This window comes from Streptomyces sp. ISL-66, assembly GCF_018614135.1.
In the GTDB taxonomy this organism is placed as follows: Bacteria; Actinomycetota; Actinomycetes; order Streptomycetales; family Streptomycetaceae; genus Streptomyces.
Genome location: NZ_JAGGOW010000031.1, coordinates 1 through 20,143, shown reverse-complemented (window position 1 = coordinate 20,143; position 20,143 = coordinate 1). Strand labels below are relative to the sequence as shown.

At 70.5% G+C, this 20,143-nt stretch carries 17 protein-coding genes and 2 tRNA genes; 3 read left to right on the top strand and 16 right to left on the bottom strand.

Going from position 1 to position 20,143, the window contains the following annotated elements:
• Positions 1-145: 145 nt before the first annotated feature.
• From leuS to J7E97_RS06290, 9 genes are all read right to left on the bottom strand, one after another.
• Positions 146-3,019 (bottom strand): leucine--tRNA ligase, encoded by a 2,874-nt coding sequence (leuS, locus tag J7E97_RS06330; RefSeq protein WP_215023267.1) that lies wholly within the window; start codon positions 3,017-3,019, stop codon positions 146-148.
• A 265-nt stretch (positions 3,020-3,284) separates the two neighbouring features.
• Positions 3,285-3,357: transfer RNA gene (locus tag J7E97_RS06325), tRNA-Ala, on the bottom strand.
• 145 nt (positions 3,358-3,502) lie between these two features.
• Positions 3,503-3,736 (bottom strand): hypothetical protein, encoded by a 234-nt coding sequence (locus tag J7E97_RS06320; protein ID WP_112446589.1) that lies wholly within the window; start codon positions 3,734-3,736, stop codon positions 3,503-3,505.
• A 136-nt stretch (positions 3,737-3,872) separates the two neighbouring features.
• Positions 3,873-3,945: transfer RNA gene (locus J7E97_RS06315), tRNA-Ala, on the bottom strand.
• A gap of 112 nt (positions 3,946-4,057) precedes the next feature.
• A complete protein-coding gene (locus J7E97_RS06310) occupies positions 4,058-4,744 on the bottom strand; it encodes a histidine phosphatase family protein (RefSeq protein ID WP_215023372.1) in 687 nt (228 codons plus the stop codon).
• A complete protein-coding gene (gene rsfS / locus J7E97_RS06305) occupies positions 4,741-5,187 on the bottom strand; it encodes a ribosome silencing factor (RefSeq protein WP_215023265.1) in 447 nt (148 codons plus the stop codon). Before rsfS ends, J7E97_RS06310 begins: the two co-directional genes overlap by 4 nt.
• A 120-nt stretch (positions 5,188-5,307) precedes the next feature.
• Positions 5,308-7,074 carry an LCP family protein gene (locus J7E97_RS06300; RefSeq protein WP_215023241.1) on the bottom strand — a complete coding sequence of 589 codons (1,767 nt, stop codon included), beginning with the start codon at positions 7,072-7,074 and terminating at the stop codon, positions 5,308-5,310.
• A 24-nt stretch (positions 7,075-7,098) separates the two neighbouring features.
• Complete coding sequence (gene nadD, locus J7E97_RS06295; RefSeq protein WP_215023239.1) at positions 7,099-7,716, bottom strand: nicotinate-nucleotide adenylyltransferase; 618 nt, start codon at positions 7,714-7,716, stop codon at positions 7,099-7,101.
• A gap of 69 nt (positions 7,717-7,785) precedes the next feature.
• On the bottom strand, positions 7,786-7,953 hold the full coding sequence (locus tag J7E97_RS06290; protein WP_215023237.1) for a hypothetical protein: 168 nt from the start codon (positions 7,951-7,953) through the stop codon (positions 7,786-7,788).
• Between the two features lie 141 nt (positions 7,954-8,094).
• Here J7E97_RS06290 and J7E97_RS06285 point away from each other — a divergent pair, with 141 nt between their 5' ends.
• Positions 8,095-9,192, top strand: coding sequence for a M48 family metallopeptidase (locus tag J7E97_RS06285; RefSeq protein WP_215023235.1), 1,098 nt, complete (start codon positions 8,095-8,097; stop codon positions 9,190-9,192).
• A 65-nt stretch (positions 9,193-9,257) separates the two neighbouring features.
• On the opposite strand, the gene J7E97_RS06280 is transcribed toward J7E97_RS06285, so the two are convergent.
• The 7 genes from J7E97_RS06280 to J7E97_RS06250 all read right to left on the bottom strand — a co-directional run bounded on the left by J7E97_RS06280 (position 9,258) and on the right by J7E97_RS06250 (position 15,845).
• Positions 9,258-10,415 (bottom strand): hypothetical protein, encoded by a 1,158-nt coding sequence (locus J7E97_RS06280; RefSeq protein WP_215023233.1) that lies wholly within the window; start codon positions 10,413-10,415, stop codon positions 9,258-9,260.
• 66 nt (positions 10,416-10,481) lie between these two features.
• Positions 10,482-11,033 carry a hypothetical protein gene (locus tag J7E97_RS06275; protein ID WP_215023231.1) on the bottom strand — a complete coding sequence of 184 codons (552 nt, stop codon included), beginning with the start codon at positions 11,031-11,033 and terminating at the stop codon, positions 10,482-10,484.
• A 77-nt stretch (positions 11,034-11,110) separates the two neighbouring features.
• Positions 11,111-12,388 (bottom strand): glutamate-5-semialdehyde dehydrogenase, encoded by a 1,278-nt coding sequence (locus J7E97_RS06270; protein ID WP_215023229.1) that lies wholly within the window; start codon positions 12,386-12,388, stop codon positions 11,111-11,113.
• Positions 12,389-12,593: 205 nt separating this feature from the next.
• The gene (locus J7E97_RS06265) at positions 12,594-13,028 is read right to left on the bottom strand and encodes a hypothetical protein (protein ID WP_215023227.1); all 435 of its coding nucleotides are present in this window, start codon (positions 13,026-13,028) and stop codon (positions 12,594-12,596) included.
• 61 nt (positions 13,029-13,089) lie between these two features.
• Positions 13,090-14,217 (bottom strand): glutamate 5-kinase, encoded by a 1,128-nt coding sequence (proB, locus tag J7E97_RS06260; RefSeq protein ID WP_215023225.1) that lies wholly within the window; start codon positions 14,215-14,217, stop codon positions 13,090-13,092.
• Positions 14,218-14,295: 78 nt separating this feature from the next.
• A complete protein-coding gene (locus J7E97_RS06255; RefSeq protein WP_215023223.1) occupies positions 14,296-14,829 on the bottom strand; it encodes a GtrA family protein in 534 nt (177 codons plus the stop codon).
• On the bottom strand, positions 14,829-15,845 hold the full coding sequence (locus J7E97_RS06250) for a glycosyltransferase family 2 protein (protein ID WP_215023221.1): 1,017 nt from the start codon (positions 15,843-15,845) through the stop codon (positions 14,829-14,831). Before J7E97_RS06250 ends, J7E97_RS06255 begins: the two co-directional genes overlap by 1 nt.
• Positions 15,846-16,014: 169 nt before the next feature.
• On the opposite strand from J7E97_RS06250, the gene J7E97_RS06245 reads away from it, so the two are divergent.
• The gene (locus J7E97_RS06245) at positions 16,015-18,894 is read left to right on the top strand and encodes a bifunctional glycosyltransferase family 2 protein/CDP-glycerol:glycerophosphate glycerophosphotransferase (protein WP_215023219.1); all 2,880 of its coding nucleotides are present in this window, start codon (positions 16,015-16,017) and stop codon (positions 18,892-18,894) included.
• Positions 18,891-20,060: a glycosyltransferase gene (locus J7E97_RS06240; RefSeq protein ID WP_215023217.1), complete on the top strand. Its 1,170-nt coding sequence runs from the start codon at positions 18,891-18,893 to the stop codon at positions 20,058-20,060. Before J7E97_RS06245 ends, J7E97_RS06240 begins: the two co-directional genes overlap by 4 nt.
• Positions 20,061-20,143: the final 83 nt, after the last annotated feature.

The following is a 20,143-nucleotide window of genomic DNA, read 5'->3' as shown; positions in this document are numbered from 1 at the left end:
TTCCCCAGCCGATTACGTCCCTTCCACCGTAACCGCCACGGGCAGGCCGCGGGTTCCCCTCGAACCCCCAACCTGCCCGTACGGGAATACCCCTAGACGCCCCAGACGTCAGCTCAACAGACGCCTCGGACAGCCTCAGACAGCCTCAGACGACGATGTTCACCAGCTTCGGCGCGCGCACGATCACCTTGCGGATCTCGGCCCCGCCCAGCGCCGCCACGACCGCCTCGTCGCCCAGCGCCAGCTGCTCCAGGTCGGCGTCGGAGATCGTCGGAGACACCTCCAGACGGGCCTTGACCTTGCCCTTGATCTGGACGACGCAGGTGACGCTCTCGTCCACGACGTACGCCGGGTCCGCGACCGGGAAGTCCTGGAAGACGACCGAGTCGGTGTGACCCAGGCGCTGCCACAGCTCCTCCGCGACGTGCGGAGCCAGCGGGGCGACCAGCAGCACCAGCCGCTCCGCGACCGAGCGCTCCAGCGGGCGCCCCGCCTTCGTCAGGGTGTTGTTCAGCTCGGTGATCTTCGCGATGGCGGTGTTGAAGCGCAGCGCGGCCATGTCGGAGCCGGCCCCGTCGATCGCCTTGTGCAGCGCGCGCAGGGTGTCCGTGCCCGGCTCCGAGTCGACCACCGTCACGGCGCCCGTCTCCTCGTCCACCACGTTGCGCCACAGGCGCTGCAGCAGCCGGTACTGGCCGACGACGGCGCGGGTGTCCCACGGACGCGAGACGTCCAGCGGGCCCATCGCCATCTCGTACAGGCGCAGGGTGTCCGCGCCGTACTCCTCGCAGATCTCGTCCGGCGTGACGGCGTTCTTCAGGGACTTGCCCATCTTGCCCAGCTCGCGCTTGACCGGCTCGCCCTCGAAGAAGAACCGGCCGTCGCGCTCCTCGACCTCGGTCGCGGGGACGGGGAAGCCGCGCTCGTCACGGTAGACGTATGCCTGGATCATGCCCTGGTTGTACAGCTTGTGGTACGGCTCCACCGAGGAGACGTGACCCAGGTCGAACAGGACCTTCGTCCAGAAGCGCGCGTACAGCAGGTGCAGCACCGCGTGCTCGGCGCCGCCCACGTACAGGTCGACGCCGCCGTGCGGCTGGCTCTCGCTGGGGCCCATCCAGTACTGCTCGATCGCCGGGTCGACCAGCGCCTCGGAGTTGGTGGGGTCCAGGTAGCGCAGCTGGTACCAGCAGGAACCGGCCCAGTTCGGCATGGTGTTGGTCTCGCGCCGGTAGCGCTTGACGCCCTCGCCTCGGCCCAGGTCCAGTTCGACGTTGACCCAGTCGGCCTTGCGCGACAGCGGGGTCTCCGGCTGGGAGGTCGCGTCGTCCGGCTCGAAGGTGCGCGGCGAGTAGTCCTCGACCTCCGGCAGTTCCAGCGGCAGCATCGACTCGGGCAGCGCGTGCGCGACGCCGTCCTCGTCGTAGACGATCGGGAAGGGTTCGCCCCAGTAGCGCTGGCGGCTGAACAGCCAGTCGCGCAGCCGGAAGTTGACGGTCCCCTCGCCGATGCCCCGCTCGGTCAGCCAGTCGGTGATCGCCGCCTTGGCCTCGACCACGCCCAGGCCGTCCAGCGAGATGCCCTCACCGGTGGAGTTGACGATCGCGGCGTCGTACGAGGCGAACGCGTCGTCCCACTCGGCCGGGTCGGCGTCGCGGTCGTCCGAGGGCTGCACGACGCAGCGCATCGGCAGCTCGAAGGCGCGCGCGAACGCGAAGTCGCGGGAGTCGTGCGCCGGGACGGCCATGATCGCGCCGGTGCCGTAGCCCATCAGCACGTAGTCCGCGATGAAGACCGGAACCCGCTCGCCGCTGACCGGGTTGGTCGCGAACGCGCCGGTGAAGACGCCGGTCTTGTCCTTGGCCTCGGCCTGCCGCTCGACGTCCGACTTCGACGCGGCCTGCTTGCGGTACGCGTCCACGGCATCGGCGGGGGTTGCGGCGCCGCCGGTCCACACCTGGCGGGTGCCCTCGGGCCACTCGGTCGGGACGATCTTCCCGACCAGCTCGTGCTCGGGCGCCAGCACCATGTAGGTGGCGCCGAACAGCGTGTCGGGGCGGGTGGTGAAGACGGTGATGGCGTCGCCGTCGCCGACCGGGAAGTCGACGCGCGCGCCCTCGCTGCGCCCGATCCAGTTGCGCTGCTGCAGCTTGATGGCCTCGGGCCAGTCCAGCGCGTCCAGGTCGTCCAGCAGGCGGTCGGCGTAGGCCGTGATCCGCATGTTCCACTGGCTCAGCTTGGACTTGAAGACGGGGAAGTTGCCCCGCTCGGAGCGGCCGTCGGCGGTGACTTCCTCGTTGGCCAGTACGGTGCCCAGCCCGGGGCACCAGTTGACGGGCGCGTCCGAGGAGTACGCCAGCCGGTACTCGTTCAGCACGTCGGCCCGCTCGCCGGCGCTCAGCGCGGCCCAGGAAGCGCCACCGGGCAGCTCACGGGTGCCGTTCTCGAAGGCGGCGACCAGCTCGGCGATCGGGCGGGCCGTCTTCGCCTCCACGTCGTACCAGGAGTTGTAGATCTGCAGGAAGATCCACTGGGTCCACTTGTAGTACTCCGTGTCGATCGTGGCGACCGAGCGGCGGTTGTCGTGGCCCAGGCCCAGCCGGCGCAGCTGGACCTTCATGTTCGCGATGTTCGCCTCGGTCGAGACGCGCGGGTGCATGCCGGTCTGCACGGCGTACTGCTCGGCCGGCAGGCCGAAGGCGTCGAAGCCCAGGGTGTGCAGGACGTTGTGGCCGGTCATCCGCTGGTGGCGGGCGAAGACGTCGGTGGCGATGTACCCCAGCGGGTGGCCGACGTGCAGGCCCGCGCCCGAGGGGAACGGGAACATGTCCATGATGAACTTCTTGGGCCTCGCCACGACCGCCGGGTCGCCGGCCAGGTCGCCGGTCGGGTTCGGCGCCTCGTAGGTGCCCTGGGCGTCCCAGAAGTCCTGCCAGCGTGCCTCGATGTCGGCGGCCATGGCAGCCGTGTAGCGGTGCGCCTCGGCCGCCTCGGGGGCCGGGGTGTTCGTCTCGCTCATGATTTCTGAAGCTCCATCGATCGTCTCTGCCGTCTCTGCCTGCCCAAACGAAAAAACCCCTCGCACAGGAGGGGGCGCCGCGCCGAGGCCGACCGTCTCGTGGGGTCGGTGCTCTTCAGCGCGGCTCGGTAAGCAGGAGGCGTACGGCACGCATGGCGTCAGGGTACCGCAGCGGCCCCTAGGGGTGCTCTGCCCTTCCGGCCCGCGACGGGCGGCGCACAACGAGAAGCGGGCCACCCGATCCGGGTGGCCCGCTTCTTCACTGTGGAGCTATGGAGAATTGAACTCCAGACCTCCTGCATGCCATGCAGGCGCTCTACCAACTGAGCTATAGCCCCTTGCCTTGCCTGCCGCTTCGTTCTCCGTTTCCGGTTCCCCTCGGCGACGTCCCAAACATTACACGGTCATGGCCCTGGTCCAAAAATCGGTTTCCACGAGTCCCGAGCCATGTCCGTTATGGGTAGTTCGGCGCATGTTTCCGCGTCAGGCGCGAGCGAACTGGTAGAAGCGCTTCAGCGTGCAGTGCTCATCGAGCAGCCGCCCGTAGATCGGCTCTCCCTCCAGCTCCCGGTACGTCTCGATCGGGTCGCCTTTTATGATCAGCGCCCGTGCGCATTCCTCGCACCAGTACTGGTAGTCGGGGTTGATCGGCTCCATGTCCCGCACGATCGGCGTGCCGTTGTTGCACCAGTCGCACCGCCGCCGGTGTGCACCCATCCGTCAGCGACTCCCTCCCGCGTCGGGCCGTCGTCGTCCCCCTCCGGCGGTCCGATTCTGCCATGCCGGCGCGCACCTGGTCAGCTGCGAACAAAAGCAAAGATCCCGCCCCCTACTGGGGACGGGATCTTGATTGTGGAGCTATGGAGAATTGAACTCCAGACCTCCTGCATGCCATGCAGGCGCTCTACCAACTGAGCTATAGCCCCGCTCTTCGCGACGCTCCCCCCGTTTCCGGTGTTCCGCGCTGCGAACAAGAAGAACTCTAGCCTGTGACCAGCCGGAAAGTGAAATCCGGGTGGGAGCCGCCCTGAGGTCGGCTCAGTCGTCGTCGCCCAGCACCGGTTCGGGCAGTGTGCCGGCGTTGTGCTCCATCAGCCGCCAGCCTCGCGCGCCCTCTCCGAGGACGGACCAGCAGCAGTTGGAGAGCCCGCCGAGGCCCTCCCAGTAGTACGAATCCAGGCCCAGCAGACGGCCGATCGTCGTACGGATGGTGCCGCCGTGACTGACGACGACGAGCGTGCCGCCCGGGGGCAGCCGGTCGACGTGCCCCAGCACCACCGGCGCGGCCCGCTCGGCGACCTCGGTCTCCAGCTCACCGCCGCCGCGGCGGACCGCCTCGCCGCGCTTCCACGCCGCGTACTGGTCGCCGTACTTCTCGAGGATCTCGTCGTGCGTGAGGCCCTGCCACTCGCCGGCGTACGTCTCGCGCAGCGCCTCGTCGTGCGACACGGTCAGGCCCGTGACGGACGCCAGCTCGGCGGCCGTGGCGGAGGCCCGCCGCAGGTCCGAGGAGACGATGGCGTCGGGGCCCAGCGAGGCGAGCAGCCGGGCGGCGCGGCGCGCCTGCGCCACACCCGTCTCGGTCAGCTCGATGTCCGTGGAGCCCTGGAAGCGGCGCTCCAGGTTCCACGCGGTCTGGCCGTGGCGCCAGAGGACGATCTTCCTGCCCGCCTTGCCCGTGCTGGCCCTGCCCGTGCTGGTCGTGCTCTCGCTGGTCGTGCTCAGAACAGATCACCGTCCAGTTCGTCGTCGCCCTGCGTCGCGCGCAGGGCCGCGTGCTCCTCGGCCTTGCCCTTGGTGAGCTTGGCGTCCTCGGGGAGGTCGATCTCGGGGCAGTCCTTCCACAGGCGCTCCAGCGCGTAGAAGACCCGCTCCTCGCTGTGCTGCACGTGGACGACGATGTCGATGTAGTCGAGCAGGATCCAGCGGGCGTCGCGGTCGCCCTCGCGGCGCACCGGCTTGACGCCGAGCTCCTTCTGGAGCTTCTCCTCGATCTCGTCCACGATCGACTTGACCTGACGGTCGTTGGGCGCCGAGGCGAGCAGGAAGGCGTCGGTGATCGACAGCACGTCGCTGACGTCGTACGCGATGATGTCGTGCGCGAGCCGGTCGGCCGCGGCCTGGGCGGCGGCGGTGATGAGCTCGATGGAGCGGTCCGTGGCGGTCACTGGCCATGCTTTCGGGTTGGCGGGCAGATCCTTACAAGGGTCTCATGTACCGCCGACACCGCCCGCGCGGAACGTCCCGCGCGGGCGGACCCACACCTCACAGTCGCCGCCGCAGAAGGCTCAGGACGGTTTGTAATCCTTGCCCAGCGTCACCACGACGTCGGCGTTCACCGCGTTCTCGGCCTTTTTCACGGCCGTCTCGGGCAGCCCCAGCGTCTTGGCGACCTCGACGGCCTTGTCCCGCTGCGCGTCGTCCTGGTAGGTGATCTGCGACGCGGGCACGGGCTTGTCGGCCTTGCCGCCGTCCACCAGGGTGTAGCCGCCGTTGAGCAGGGCCGCCTTCGCCGCCGTCTGCGTCTTGTCGTCGCCGGTGGCGTCCTTGATGCCCACCCGCGGGGCCGCGCCGGGCTGGGCGGCCGTGGCGGAGCCGCCGAGGACCTCCTTGACGACCTTCTTGTTGGCCTCGTCCGTGAGGCCGCCGTCGGGCTTCACCGCGAGCACGTCGGTGCGGTAGGCGCCCACCTTCGCGTGATCGCCCAGCTTGGACAGCAGTGCGCCCAGGGCCTGCGCGTCCAGGGCCGGATCGAGGATCTGGCCGGTGGTCTCGACGGTCTGCGCCGCCGTCTTCGGGTCGCCGGGCACCTTGCGCAGCAGCGCGAACAGGACCTTGCCGAGGCGTTCCAGCTGCTTGGTCTCCGGCTCGCCCTGGGCCCGGTACGTGGCGTACGCGACGGCCATCGGACCGCTGAGGCTCTGCTTCTGGCCCGCTCCCACGGCCGGGGACTTCGCCGCGTCGTCCGCGGGGACCGCCACGTCGGTGTCGACCTCGATGCCGCCGACCAGCTCCACGAAGTTTTCCAGGAAGGGGGTGTCCAGCCGCCAGGTGCCGCCGATGTGGGTGCCGAGCGCCGTGTCGAGGGCTTCCCGTACGCCGAGGCCGCCGTCCTCCAGGGCCTTGGCCAGCGGTGCGGCGGTGCCGTCGTCCTTGGAGACGCCGAGCGTGCTCGGCACCAGGACGGTGGCGCCCTGCTTGGTCGTGACGTTGTCGACGAGCAGTGCCGTGGAAATGCCGCCCTTCTTGGTGTTGTGCAGGTGGACGACGATCATGTCGCGCTTCTGCGGACCGGTGGCGGCCGCGCCGCTCGCGGCCTTGCCCGGGCCTTCCACGAAGGGGAGCTCGTCCGCGTACCAGAGGTAGCCGAGGCCGCCGGCGACGAAGACGGCGAGGACCACGATCAGCGCCACCACGCGGTTGCGGCCGCGGCGGCGGGCCTCCTCGCGGCGCTCGGTCCGGCTCTCGGTGAAGGCGAGCCAGTCGATGACGTCCTCGGAGTCCTCGTCCGGCTGGTCGATGAAGTCGAACTGCTCGGTGCGGTACGAGGGCCCCTGCGCGCCCCCTCCCTCGGCCCGGCGGGGCTCGGGGACCTGCGCGGACGCGGGGCCGGGCGCACGCTCGGGGCCGGGCGCCGGTGCGCGCACCGGCTCCGGCGCCCGAGCCTGCGGGGCGGCCTGCTGCGGGATCCACTGCTGGGTGGCCTGGGTGTCGTAACCGTAGGCCTGGGGCTGGGGCTGGGCCGCCTGGGCCTGCGGGTACTCCTGCTGCTGCGCGTAGTACTGCTGCTGCGGGGGCTGCTCGGCGTAGCCCTGGTGGTCGTAGCCGTACTGCTGCTCGTACGACTGCTCGTACTGCTGCCGGTCGTACTGCTGCTCGTAGGACTGCTCGTACTGCTGCTGCCCGTACGGAGCGGAAGGGGCCTGAGGGGCAGGAGCGGGCTGCGCGGGCACCTGGCCGTACACCGGCCGCCCGTAGGCGTCGTAGCCGACGAGCTGCTGCTCCTGGGCTGTCTGCGGATCGTACCGGTCGTACGGATCCTGTCGGTCGTTCACCGCGGGGCCCCTCTCTCCGGAAGCTCAGGCTCCCCGGTACAGCTCACGCTTGTCGATGTAGCGGACCACGCCGTCGGGCACCAAGTACCAGACAGGATCCCCCTGGGCGACGCGTGCGCGGCAGTCCGTGGACGAAATCGCCAGCGCGGGCACCTCGACGAGGGAGACGCCCCCCTCGGGCAGTCCGTCGTCGGTGAGGACGTGGCCCGGCCGGGTGACGCCGATGAAATGGGCGAGGGCGAAGAGCTCGTCGGCGTTCCGCCAGGTCAGGATCTGCGCGAGGGCGTCGGCGCCGGTGATGAAGAACAGGTCGGCATCGGCGTTGAGGGCGCTCAGGTCCCGCAGGGTGTCGATCGTGTAGGTCGGTCCGCCGCGGTCGATGTCGATGCGGCTCACCGAGAACTGCGGATTCGACGCGGTCGCGATGACCGTCATCAGGTACCGGTCCTCGGCGGCCGACACGGCCCGCTGCGACTTCTGCCACGGCTCACCGGTCGGTACGAACATCACCTCGTCGAGGTGGAACAGCGCGGCCACCTCACTGGCGGCCACCAGGTGTCCGTGGTGGATCGGGTCGAATGTCCCGCCCATCACGCCGAGCCGGCGCTTGACCGGGCCGGTAGGCATTTCCTGCTCTCCCATGAGCGAAGAGCCTACTGGCCCGGTGGAGCGGCAGGCACCCGCCTTCGAGCGGGTGAGCGACGCCGGGCTTCAGCGGTCGCGGTTCAGGCGCGTGGTGACCCAGAGCAGCAGCAGGAGGATGCCGAAGGCCGCACCGCCGGTCAGGTACGGGCTCAGGCTGTCGTGGTTGCCGCCGTGCTGCTCGGCGCCCTCCGAGGCGAGGACGACCAGGGTCTGGGCGGTGGAGGCGAGGCTCATCAGGCAGGTACCTATCGAGTCGGGGAGCGGGCGGAGATTTCGCTCACATCGTATGCGGGGGCCTGGGGCACGCTCACGCCGACTCAGGCGTTGGAGAGGATAGACGGACGGCAAGACGGACGGATCGACGGGGAGGGCGCTATGACGGAGACGGGCTTCGAGAAGGCACCGGCACGGGACCGCAGGAGGTTCCCCGGTATTTCCTCGCGCGCGTACGAGCATCCGGCGGACCGCTCGGCGCTGGTGGCGCTGCGGAAGCTGAGCGGCTTCGACACGGTGTTCAAGGCGCTGAGCGGGCTGCTGCCGGAGCGCAGTCTGCGACTGCTGTTCCTGTCGGACTCCGTCCGGGTGGGCGAGACCCAGTTCCCGCACCTGCACGCGATGCTCCTCGACGCCTGCTACATCCTGGACCTGGAGAAGGTCCCGCAGATGTACGTGCAGCAGGATCCGAAGCCCAATGCCATGTGCATCGGGCTGGACGAGCCGATCATCGTGGTGACGACGGGCCTGGTCGAGCTGCTCGACGAGGAGGAGATGCGGGCGGTGGTGGGCCACGAGGCGGGCCACGCGCTGTCGGGGCACGCCGTGTACCGGACGATCCTGCTGTTCCTGACGACCCTGGCGCTCAAGGTCGCGTGGATCCCGCTGGGCAATGTGGCGATCATGGGGATCGTGACGGCGCTGCGCGAGTGGTTCCGCAAGTCGGAGCTGTCGGCGGACCGCGCGGGGCTGCTGGTGGGGCAGGACGTGCAGGCCTCGATGCGGGGCCTGATGAAGCTCGCGGGCGGCAACCACCTCCACGAGATGAATGTCGACGCGTTCCTCGCCCAGGCCGAGGAGTACGAGAAGAGCGGCGACCTGCGCGACTCCGTACTGAAGATCCTCAACATGCTGCCGCGGACGCACCCCTTCACGACGGTGCGGGCGGCCGAGCTGAACAAGTGGTCGCAGAACCGGGACTACCAGCGGATCATGGACGGCCACTACCCGCGTCGCGACGAGGACAAGGACACCTCGGTGAGCGACTCCTTCCGCCAGTCCGCCGCGCACTACGCCGACTCGGTGCGGACCAGCAAGGACCCGCTGATGAAGCTGGTCGGTGACATCGCCGGCGGCACGGCGGACCTGGGCGGCAAGCTCCGCGACCGGTTCACGGGCAGCGGTCCGGGCACGGCCCCGGGCGGCAACCCCGGGGACAGGGGCACGGACAGGCCCACGGGCGGCGCCGAGCAGGACTGATCCAGGAAGCGGGGGCCGGGTCCACGAAGAGCGGGCCGGTCACGTCCACAGAGGGCCAGGCCGGCCTATGCAGCGGGTCCGGCCTCGGGAGCTGAGCCCACGTCCTGCTCCGGGGTGGCCGTCGGCGCCAGGACGCCGCACAGCCCCGCCGTGCGCCGCGGTCGGCCACTGGCGTACGGGTCGCTCGCGGCCGGTCCGACCGTCGTCGGCCCGGCGCCGGCCAGCATCGGGCGGAAGCCCTGCGCCGGATCGGCGGAGCACGCCTGGGGGCCCGCCGTCACGTAGGCCGAGGCGAGCTCCGCCCGCCGGGCCGTGAGGTCGTCGCGGTCGAAGCGCAGCCGCAGCTCGCGGCGGACGGTGAAGAGCGAGGCTCCGTCCACCGCGGCGGGCTGCCCCGTGGCCGGGTGCACGGCGTAGACGAAGGTGTGATCGGTGATCACTTCCAGCACGTTCGGGCTGGTCTCGGCGAAGGCGAGGGCGCCGCTCACCCGGACCCGGCTGTCGGCGAGCACGGCGGTGGCGGGGTCGAAGCGGACGAGCCAGCCGGTGACGGCGTGGCGCCCGTCACCGGCGGGCGAGGCCATGCTCTGGTCGAACTGCGTCAGCTGGTCGGGGTCGAGCAGGACGCGCACCGGGCGGGTGGCGGCGGCGGCCAGCACGTCCGGGTCCAGGGAGGACTGCACCAGGTAGTCCTTGGCGATGCTCAGCGCCGTGAGGACCTGATGGTCGGTGAAGTGCGGAGTGTGGCGCACGGCGGGCAGGGCGATGCCGGCCGCCCCGATGCGGTACTGCGCGGCCGGGCTGCTCGCGTACAGATCGGCCGGGCGGCCGCCGGGGACCGGCTCGGAGGGCGCGAGCGGGACCACGGTGCTGCTGAGTGCCTCGGCCCGGCCCACGACGGGGGCCACGTACGGGTTGCGCAGCCCCATGTAGACGGCTGCGGCGAGCGCCAGGGTGATGCACAGCACGATGAGCCGGCCCTGCCGGGCCGCGGAGGAGCCGCGCCGGGGCCCGGGGTGGCCGCCGCCGGACCAGAAGGACCGGCTGCGTACCGCGCGGGCGTGCTCGCCCATGCGTTCCTGTGCGGAGAACTCCTGGAGGCGGGCAGCCCGGACGAAGTCCTCGTCGAACACCACCGACCGGTACTCGTCCGACCGGAACTCCTCGTCGCCCCCGCCGATGCCTTCGGGGGTGCCGTTGGGTGGATCTCCTGGCACGGCCATCGCTTCTCCCCGCTGTCCCCGCTTCAGAGAAGCCCCCGGCTCCGGTGAAGGAGCGGGGTCGTACCTTCAGGGTTGGCGGCCGACGCGGTCCATAAACTTGCCGGCGCCGGTGACTTCGCCCATGGGGGTGCTCGCGGGCGCCGGAGTCTGCTCCGCGTCGCTGGCGGCGGCGCTGCGGTAGACGGCGCTGAAGGCCAGGGCGACCATGCCGAGGCCCATGACGAATGCGAGGAACCAGGCGACCGGGCGCAGCCAGGGCGAGCGGCCGCGGTAGGGGCGCAGGCTGCCGCCGTAGGCGCCGTACGGCCCGTCCCCGTAGCCGGGGCCGTGTTCCCAGCCGGATTCGTCGGAGTGGTAGCCCTCGGCGTACCCGTACCCGTCGTAGTCCTCGTCGCCCGTCCAGCCGCCCGCGAAGGCGGCCCGGGCGGCTTCGGCCGCCTCGGCGCGCGCCCGATCTGCGGACCGCTGGCGCTCCGCGGCGCTCGGTTCACGGATCTCGGCGTTCCGGACGAAGTCCTCGTCGAACACCACGGAGGCGAAGTCCTTGTCCGCGCCTCCGCGGTCGTCGTCGGGCTCCCCGTCGTCCGGGAACGGATTGCCCCCCACGTCGTCCGGCACGTGACCAGCGTAGACCTGGGGGGCGGCTTTGGGCAGGGCATCCGGCGAAATCCGGCCACCCGGTGTTCGGGGCGTGACTACCGAACGTGACCGTCGCCGGTGACGATGTACTTGGTCGAGGTGAGCTCGGGAAGCCCCATCGGGCCCCGGGCGTGCAGCTTCTGGGTGGAGATGCCGATCTCCGCGCCGAAGCCGAACTGACCACCGTCCGTGAACCGGGTGGAGGCGTTCACGGCAACCGTGGTCGAGTCGACCAGCTGGGTGAAGCGGCGCGCGGCCGCCTGGGAGGTGGTGACGATCGCCTCGGTGTGGCCGGAGGTCCATCGCCGGATGTGCGCGACGGCGTCGTCGAGGGAGTCGACGACGCCTGCGGCGATGTCGTAGGAGAGGTATTCGGCCGCCCAGTCCTCGTCCGTGGCGGCGAGTGCGGTGACCTTGGAGTCCTCCGCGTACGCGAGCACCCGCTCGTCGCCGTGCACGGTCACGCCGGCGTCGGCGAGCGCTTCCAGGGCGAGGGGGACGAAGGCGTCGGCGATGTCGCGGTGGACCAGCAGGGTCTCCGCGGAGTTGCAGACGGAGGGCCGCTGGGCCTTGGAGTTGACGAGGATGTCCACGGCCATGGCGAGGTCCGCCTGAGCGTCCACGTAGACGTGGCAGTTGCCGGTACCGGTCTCGATGACCGGGACGATCGACTCCTCCACGACGGTCTTGATGAGGGAGGCGCCGCCGCGCGGGATGAGCACGTCGACGAGCCCGCGGGCGCGCATCAGTTCGCGGACGGAGTCGCGGGACTCGCCGGGGACGAGCTGGATCGCGTCCGCGGGCAGGCCGGCCGACACGATGGCGTCGCGCAGGACGGCGACGAGCACGGTATTGGAGGCGTAGGCGGACGACGAGCCGCGCAGGAGGACGGCGTTGCCGGACTTCAGGCAGAGGACGGCGGCGTCGACGGTGACGTTGGGGCGGGCCTCGTAGATGATGCCGACGACGCCGAGCGGGACGCGGACCTGGCGCAGGTCGATGCCGTTGGGGAGGGTGGAGCCGCGGACGACCTCGCCGACGGGGTCGGGCAGGGCCGCGATGTCGCGGACGTCGGAGGCGATGGCCGCGATGCGGTCCGGGGTGAGTGTGAGGCGGTCGATGACGGTCTCACTGGTGCCGGCGGCGGCCGCCTTCGCGGTGTCGACGGCATTGGCCTCGACGATCTCGGCCGTACGGGCCTCCAGCGCGTCCGCGATGGCCAGCAGGGCCGTGTCCTTGGCGGACCGCGGGAGGGGGGCGATGGCCGCGGCGGCGGTACGGGCGGCTTGCGCGGTGGCGATCACGGGTGAGGTGGTGGCATCGAGCGAGGTCATGCGGCCAGGGTAATCCTCGCCCCGGCCACCCCGAACGGCCTTCCACTCCCCGAGACGACCGCTCCACGCCACGCCCGCTCCCCGAGACGACCGGCCCCCTCGACGCCCCGCGCACGCCTGCGCCCGGACTCCGTCCGTCGGCCACCGGTCCGGGGTTGCGCCTACGCCCCGGGAGCGGTCCGGCGGAGCCGTGCGAGGCGCGCGTTCAAAAGGGGTGCACGCCGACCGGGTGGGCAGGGGGCGGGCCGTAGCCCTCGGCCACGCGCTGGTGGTAGGTGGCGCGGTCGATGACCTCCAGGCCGACGATCTCCCACGGCGGCAGCTGCGCCGAGGAGCGGTGTTCGCCCCAGAGCCGCAGGGCGACGGCCGCGGCGTCGTGGAGGTCGCGGGCTTCCTCCCAGTAGCGGATTTCCGCATGGTCGTCGGCGTAGCGGCTGGTCAGCAGGAAGGGGTGGTCGTGGGCGAGCTGCTCCAGCCCGCGGCGGACTTCGGACAGCGGCGCGGGCTTGCCCGAGACGCTCAGCGTGATGTGCCAGAGGCGGGAGGCGTCCTGCTCTTCCCCGCTTCCGCCGATGTCACCGTCCCCGGTGCCGACGCTGGTCAGCGCTCGTCTCACCAGCCGCCTCCTTGTCTGCGCCATGCGTGTCCGCCCCTCACAGTTGACCAGTCCCTGGCTCACCGCGCGGCGGTTTTACCGAACCTCAGCCCTGCAGGAGGACCAGATCGTCGCGGTGGACGACCTCCCGCTCGTACTCGGGTCCGAGCGACCGCGCGAGCTCGCGCGTGGAGCGGCCGAGGAGCTGCGGAAGTTCCTTGGCGTCGAAGTTGACGAGGCCGCGGGCCACGGCGCGGCCGTCGGCCGCGCGGAGTTCCACGGGGTCCCCGGCGACGAAGTCGCCCTCGACCGCGGCGATCCCCGCGGGCAGCAGCGAGCCGCCGCGCTCGGTCACCGCGCGCACGGCTCCGTCGTCGAGGACGAGGTGCCCCTGCGGGGTCGACGCGTGCTGGAGCCAGAGCAGCCGGTCGGTGGAACGGCGCCCGGTGGAGTGGAACAGCGTGCCCGTCGCCCGCCCGGCCAGCGCGTCCGCGGCCTGGCTCGACGAGGTCAGGACGACCGGGATGCCGGCCGCCGCGGCGATGCGCGCGGCCTCGACCTTGGTGGCCATGCCGCCGGTGCCGACGCCCGCCTTGCCGGCGCTGCCGATGGTGACGTGCGCGATGTCCTCGGGGCCGCGGACCTCGTCGATGCGGCTCGTGCCGGGCAGCGACGGGTCGCCGTCGTAGAGGCCGTCGACGTCGGAGAGCAGGATGAGGAGGTCGGCGCGGACCAGGTGGGCGACGAGGGCGGCGAGGCGGTCGTTGTCGCCGAAACGGATCTCGTCGGTGGCGACCGTGTCGTTCTCGTTGACGACGGGGAGGGCGCCCATGGCCAGGAGCTGGTCCAGGGTCCGGTAGGCGTTGCGGTAGTGCGCACGCCGACTGGTGTCGTTGGTGGTGAGCAGTACCTGGCCGACACGGACGCCGTACCGCGCGAAGGAGGCGGTGTAGCGGGCGACGAGGAGGCCCTGTCCGACGCTGGCGGCGGCCTGCTGGCGGGCCAGGTCCGTGGGGCGGCGGCGCAGGCCGAGAGGGGAGAGTCCGGCGGCGATGGCTCCGCTGGAGACGAGGACGATCTCCTTCTCGCCTCCGCTGCGCGCCTTGGCCAGTACGTCGACCAGCGCGTCCACGCGGTCCGCGTCGAGACCGCCGGCCGCCGTGGTCAAGGAGGAGGAGCCGACCTTGACCACGATCCTGCGCGCGTCGAGCACACCCTGCCTAGCCGCTGACACGTCTGTCCCCTTGCCCCTTGCCGTCATGAACCTGCCCGCCCAATCTACGGGGTGGCCGGGCGGGGCCGCCCTCGGGTTTCAGAGCGTGGACGTGCTGCGGGCCCGGTCCGGTTCCCCGGCCCCGGCGCCGGTCCCCGGGATGAGGATCTTGCGGGAGAGGACGAAGGTGAAGGGAATGGCCACGACGGCCGCGACCAGCGGCGCGATCTTGGTGTTCATCCCCGCCCAGGTCACCAGGGCGTAGAGGCCGGCGGACTGGATCACGTAGTTCGTGACGTTGGTCAGCGGGAAGAGGAAGAACTTCTTCCACGTCGGCCGGGTCCGGTAGGTGAAATAGGTGTTCATGAAGAACGAGCCGACCATCGCCAGCACGAAGGCGAGGGAGTAGGCGGCGAAGTACGGCATCCAGGGGTGCAGCAGCAGGTAGAGGACGAAGAAGGTGCCGGTGTTGACGCCGCCCACCAGGGCGAAGCGGACGATCTGGCCGAGCTGCCCCTTCCTGTGGCCGGGCCGCGCCTTCCCGTCCGGGGCGCCCGGGGTGTCCGGCGCATTCGAGGTGTCCGCAGCGTCCGGCGCATTTGAGGCGTTCGAGGCGTTCGAGGTATCCGACATCAGCTGCTGCGTTCCGCGATCACGCTCTCGGCGACGATGGCCGCCCCGGAATTGCGGACGTCCCGGGAGCCCTGGATGTCACGCGGCACGGGCTCCGCGCCGTGCGACTCCTTCACCAGGAAGTGCGGCCGGCGCTTGGTCTCGTAGTAGATCCGGCCGATGTACTCGCCGATCAGGCCCAGCATGACCATCTGGACCCCGCCCAGGCCGACGATGATCGCGACGAGGGTGACGTACCCCGGGGAGTCCACGCCGTGGGTCATCGCCATGACCGCGATCCACACCGCGTACACCGCGGTCAGCGCCACCAGCGACACGCCCACCCAGATGCCGATGCGCAGCGGCCGGTTGTTGAACGAGATGAGCCCGTCCATGCCGTAGTTCAGCAGGGACCCGAACTTCCACTTCGTCTCGCCCGCCTCGCGCTGCGCGTTGCGGTAGTCGAAGTGGACCGTGTCGAAGCCGATCCAGGAGAAGAGGCCCTTGGAGAAGCGGTTGTACTCGGGCAGCGAGAGCAGGGCGTCCACGGCGGGGCGGGACAGCATCCGGAAGTCGCCGACGCCGTCGGTGAGCTCCACGTCGACCCACCGGTTGATGCCCCGGTAGTAGAGGCGGCTCAGCGCCGTGCGGAGCTTCTTGTCACCCTGACGGGTGCGGCGGGCGATGATCTGGTCGTGCCCCTGCCGGTAGTAGTCGAGCATGGGGGCGATGAGCTCCGGCGGGTGCTGGAGGTCCGCGTCCATGATGACCACGGCGTCGCCGGTCGCCTCGCGCAGACCGGCGAGCATGCCGGCCTCCTTGCCGAAGTTCCGGCTGAAGGAGACGTAGCGGGTCCGGTCCGCGTGCCGGGCGGCGATCTCGCGGAGCTTGTCGAGGGTGCCGTCACGGCTGCCGTCGTCGACGTAGCAGACCTCGTACTCGACGGGGAGGGCGTCCAGCACCTTGCGGATCTCCGTGTCGAAGCTGTCGATGACAGCTTCTTCGTTGTAGCAAGGGACTACTACGGACAGCTTCATGAACACATCCTGCAGGTCCGAACGGGTGATTTGTCGGCGACCGGACCAGCCACTCACCTCTGCCTTTTTTCTTCCTTAGAAGTATGCACGGCGGGGGTGGAGCTGCCGGGGGTGAGCGCGGCACACGGTAGCTTTGACGGGATAAACGGAATGAAACAAAGGGATCGAGGTGCACGTGCCTGACGTCTCCGTGGTCGTCATCGTCTACAACGACGCAGAGCGTCTGCCGACAGCCGTCCAGTCGGTTTTGGACCAAACCCTGCACGGGGTCGAAGTCGTGATCGTCGACGACTGCAGCAAGGACCGGTCCTACGCGGTCGCCCAGGAGCTCGAAGCCGCGCACCCGGGGAGGGTGCGCGCCTTCCGGCTGCCGGAGAACAGCGGCGGCTGCGGAGCACCGCGCAACCACGGCATCAAGCAGGCCACCGGCGCCTACGTGATGTTCCTGGACAGCGACGACGTGCTGGAGCGCAACGCCTGCCGCAACATGCTGGACGCCGCCGAGCGGACCGGCTCCGACCTGGTCTCGGGCATGTGCGTCCGCGTGCACCTCGACAACAGGTGGGGCAAGACCACCGAGTGGTACCCGTGGATCTACTCCGGGACCCGCACGCTGGAGTCGATCACCGAATATCCGGACCTGCTGGTCTACGACACCCTCTCCACGAACAAGTGCTACCGGCGCGCGTTCCTGCTGGAGCAGGGCCTGGAATTCCCGGTCGGGATCCACTACGAGGACCTGCTGTTCTCCGCGCAGGCCTACGTCGCCGCCAGCCGCATCACGCTCATCCCGAACCACGTCTACTTCTGGAACGTGATCGAGAAGGCCGCGGCGAAGTCGATCAGCAACCGGCGCCACGAGATCGAGAACTTCGTCCACCGGATGGAGATCCACCGCCGCGTCGACGAGCTGCTGGCCGCCAAGGGCCACGCGGAGATCAAGTCCGCCAAGGACGCCAAGTTCCTCAAGCACGACCTGGTGCTGCACCTGCGGGACCTGCCGCTGCTCGGGGACGCGTACCGCCGGCAGTTCGCCCGGCTCGCCAACGGCTACCTGGCCGGCATCGACCCGGCCGCGTACGACAACGTCACGAACCTCCAGGCCATCTGCGCCTACCTGCTCGGCAAGGAGGACTGGGACAACCTCCTGCCCGCCGCCGACGCCATGACCAACAAGGGCCGGCTCACCTCCCCGCTCGCCGAGCGCGACGGCCGGATCTACTGGTGCGCACGGCACATCGACGACCCGGCCGACACCGAGGCCCGCCGGATACTGGACGTCACCGACCAGGGCTTCGACACGGCGCCGCTCGGCTCCATGGCCCTGGGCAACCGCCTCACCTCGTACGCGGACGACGGCCGGGGCACCGTCACCCTCGCCGGTGCCATCGTGAACCCGCTGGGCCGGATCACGCCCGAAACGGAATTGAAGGCCACGCTCGAATTCCGGGCCCGCCGTCAGATCGGGGTGCGTTCGTTCAGCTTCCCGGTGGCAACGGTGCGCCACGCCGGTGACACGATCGAGTGGAACGCCACCGCTGACATCGGCAGCACCGTCCGTCCCCTCGGCATCATCGACGCGGTCTGGGACGTCACCCTGAAGTTGACGGCCGGCAGAGATCGCATCACCACCCGCGTCTCGGTCGGCGGGGTCGACCTGGAGCAGGCCGCCCGGCTGCGCGTGCGGCCCCGGCTGACCCGGCTGGTCTCCGACCGCTTCGAGCCCGAGGTGACCAAGAAGGGCAACCTCTCCTACGTCCTGACCGCCGAGGGCGCCGCCGCCGTGCGCACCCAGACGCTGATCAGCAGCGCGATGCACGGCAAGGCCGCCGGCCTGGTCAAGCGGGGTCTGCGCAAGGCCCTGCGGGCCCGCCGCAACATCGGCTCGGGCGAGCAGAAGGTGAAGGTCTACCACGAGGTCTTCTCGAAGCTGCCGATCAAGAAGGGCACGGTCGTCTTCGAGAGCCACATGGGCAAGCAGTACAGCGACAGTCCGAAGGCGATCTACGAGGAGCTCGTGCGCGCGGGCGTGCCGTTCGAGGCGATCTGGTCGTACGCCGGCGGCAAGCCCACCGGCTTCCCCAAGGAGGCCACGCTGGTGCGGCGCTGGAGCTGGCCGTACCTGCGCGCGCTGGCCCAGGCCGAGTACTGGGTCGACAACCAGGGCTTCCCGCTGGCGCTGGCCAAGCGCCCGGGGACCACGTACATCCAGACCTGGCACGGCTCGGCGCTCAAGCGGATGGGTTTCCACGAGCCCCGTACCAAGGCCCAGGGCCGCGCGGCCCAGGACCGCTTCCAGGCCGCCGTCGACCGCTTCGACCACTTCCTGATCCGCTCCGAGCACGACGCCCGGACCCTCGCCAAGGGCTTCCGCCTCCGCGACGAGGTGCTGCTGCGCACCGGCTATCCGCGCAACGACGCCCTGGTCGCGGCCCACCGCTCCGAGGCGGACAGCGGCGAGCGGGTCCGCGGGCCGCTGGCCGCGGAGTTCGGGATCGACCCGGACAAGAGGGTGCTGCTGTACGCGCCGACCTTCCGGGCGAACGCGGACGGCGCGGTGGAGGGCTTCGAGTTCCCCTTTGACGTGGAGGAGTTCGCCGACCGGCTCGGCGACCGTTTCACGCTGCTGGTGCGGACCCACTACCTCAACAGCGTCGCGCTGCCCGCGTCGGTCGCGGGCCGGGTCATCGACGTGTCCAAGCACCACGACATCACCCCGCTGCTGGCCCTCGCCGACGGTCTGATCACCGACTACTCGTCCGTGATGTTCGACTACGCGCTCCTGGACCGGCCGATGCTGTTCTTCGCGTACGACTACGAGCAGTACGCGACCGACATCCGCGGCACGTACTTCGACCTGAAGGAGAAGGCCCCGGGCCCGGTGGTGGCCACGGCGGACGAACTGCTCCAGGCCGTCGCCGCCTTCGACGAGGCCGACGCCAAGTACGCCGAGGCGCGTCAGCGTTTCCTCGCCGAGTTCGGCGAGTACGACCGCGGGGACGCGGCCCGCCAGATCGTCGAGAAGTTCTTCACCAGGAGCGGCAAGTGAGTGACCAGACCGCCTCCGGCGGCCGTGACATCTTCCTCGTCTCCAACAGCGTCGACGAGCTCGGCGGTGTGACGACCTGGTCGCACCAGATGGCCCGGCTGTTCGGCGACCGCGGACACCGGGTGCACGTCATCGGCATCGCCCCCGTCGCCGAGGAGATCCGGCAGAAGCTGCCCGCCGACCTCCCCTACGCGACGACCACGCTCTACGATGCCCACCCGCCGGCCGCGCGCCGGCTGCACGGCATCAAGGGGCGGCTCAACGCACCCGAACGGCGCCGCCAGGCGGCGCGCCGGGCGAAGATGCGGGCCAAGGCGGAGCAGCTGAGCGAGCTGCTGCGCGCGGCCCGCCCCGGCGCCGTGGTGATCGTCACCCAGGTCTGGGCGATGGAGTGGGTGGCCCTCGCCGACACCAAGGGGTGCACCCTCATCGCCATGAGCCACGAGTCCTTCGAGGCCAGCGAGAAGTCCAGCCGCGGCCGCCGGGTCCGCCGCTTCTACCCGGAGGTCGACCGCATGCTCGTGCTGACCCCCGAGGACGCGGACCTCTGGATCCGGGCCGGCATGCAGAACGTGGGCAGCATGCCGAACCCGCTGCCGTTCATGCCCGACTCCCCCGCCCCGCGGACGGAGAAGGTCGTGGCGAGCGTCGGCCGCCTGGCCTTCGAGAAGGGCATGGACCTGCTGCTCGACGCGTGGGCGGACGCGGCCCCGCACCACGCCGACTGGACCCTGCGGATCTACGGGGCCGGTGTGGAGGAGCCCGCGCTGCGGGCGCACGCCGCCGAGCTCGGCGTGGAGGAGTCCGTGGAGTGGATGGGCAGCACCGACGACGTGCTCGGCGCCCTGCGCGGGGCCTCGGTCTTCGCCCAGGCCTCGCGGGCCGAAGGGTTCCCGATCACCCTGCTGGAGGCGATGGCCGCGGGCGTGCCGGTGGCCGCCTTCGACTGCGCGCCGGGCGTACGGGAGATCGTCAAGCACGGTGAGGACGGGCTGCTGGCCCGGCTCGGCAACACGATGGAGCTCGCCGGGCAGCTGGACCGGCTGATGTCCGACCGGGAACTGCGCGACCGGCTCGGCGACAACGCCTTCCGCAACGTGAAGCGGTACTCCAGCGCCGAGATCACCGACCGGTGGGAGAACCTGTTCTCCTTCCTGGAGCGCTGAGTTTCCCCGCAGCCCCAGCCCGGCCGTCCGCGTACGTACGAAGCCGCCCGCCCCGGAGAGGTCCGGGGCGGGCGGCTTCGTAC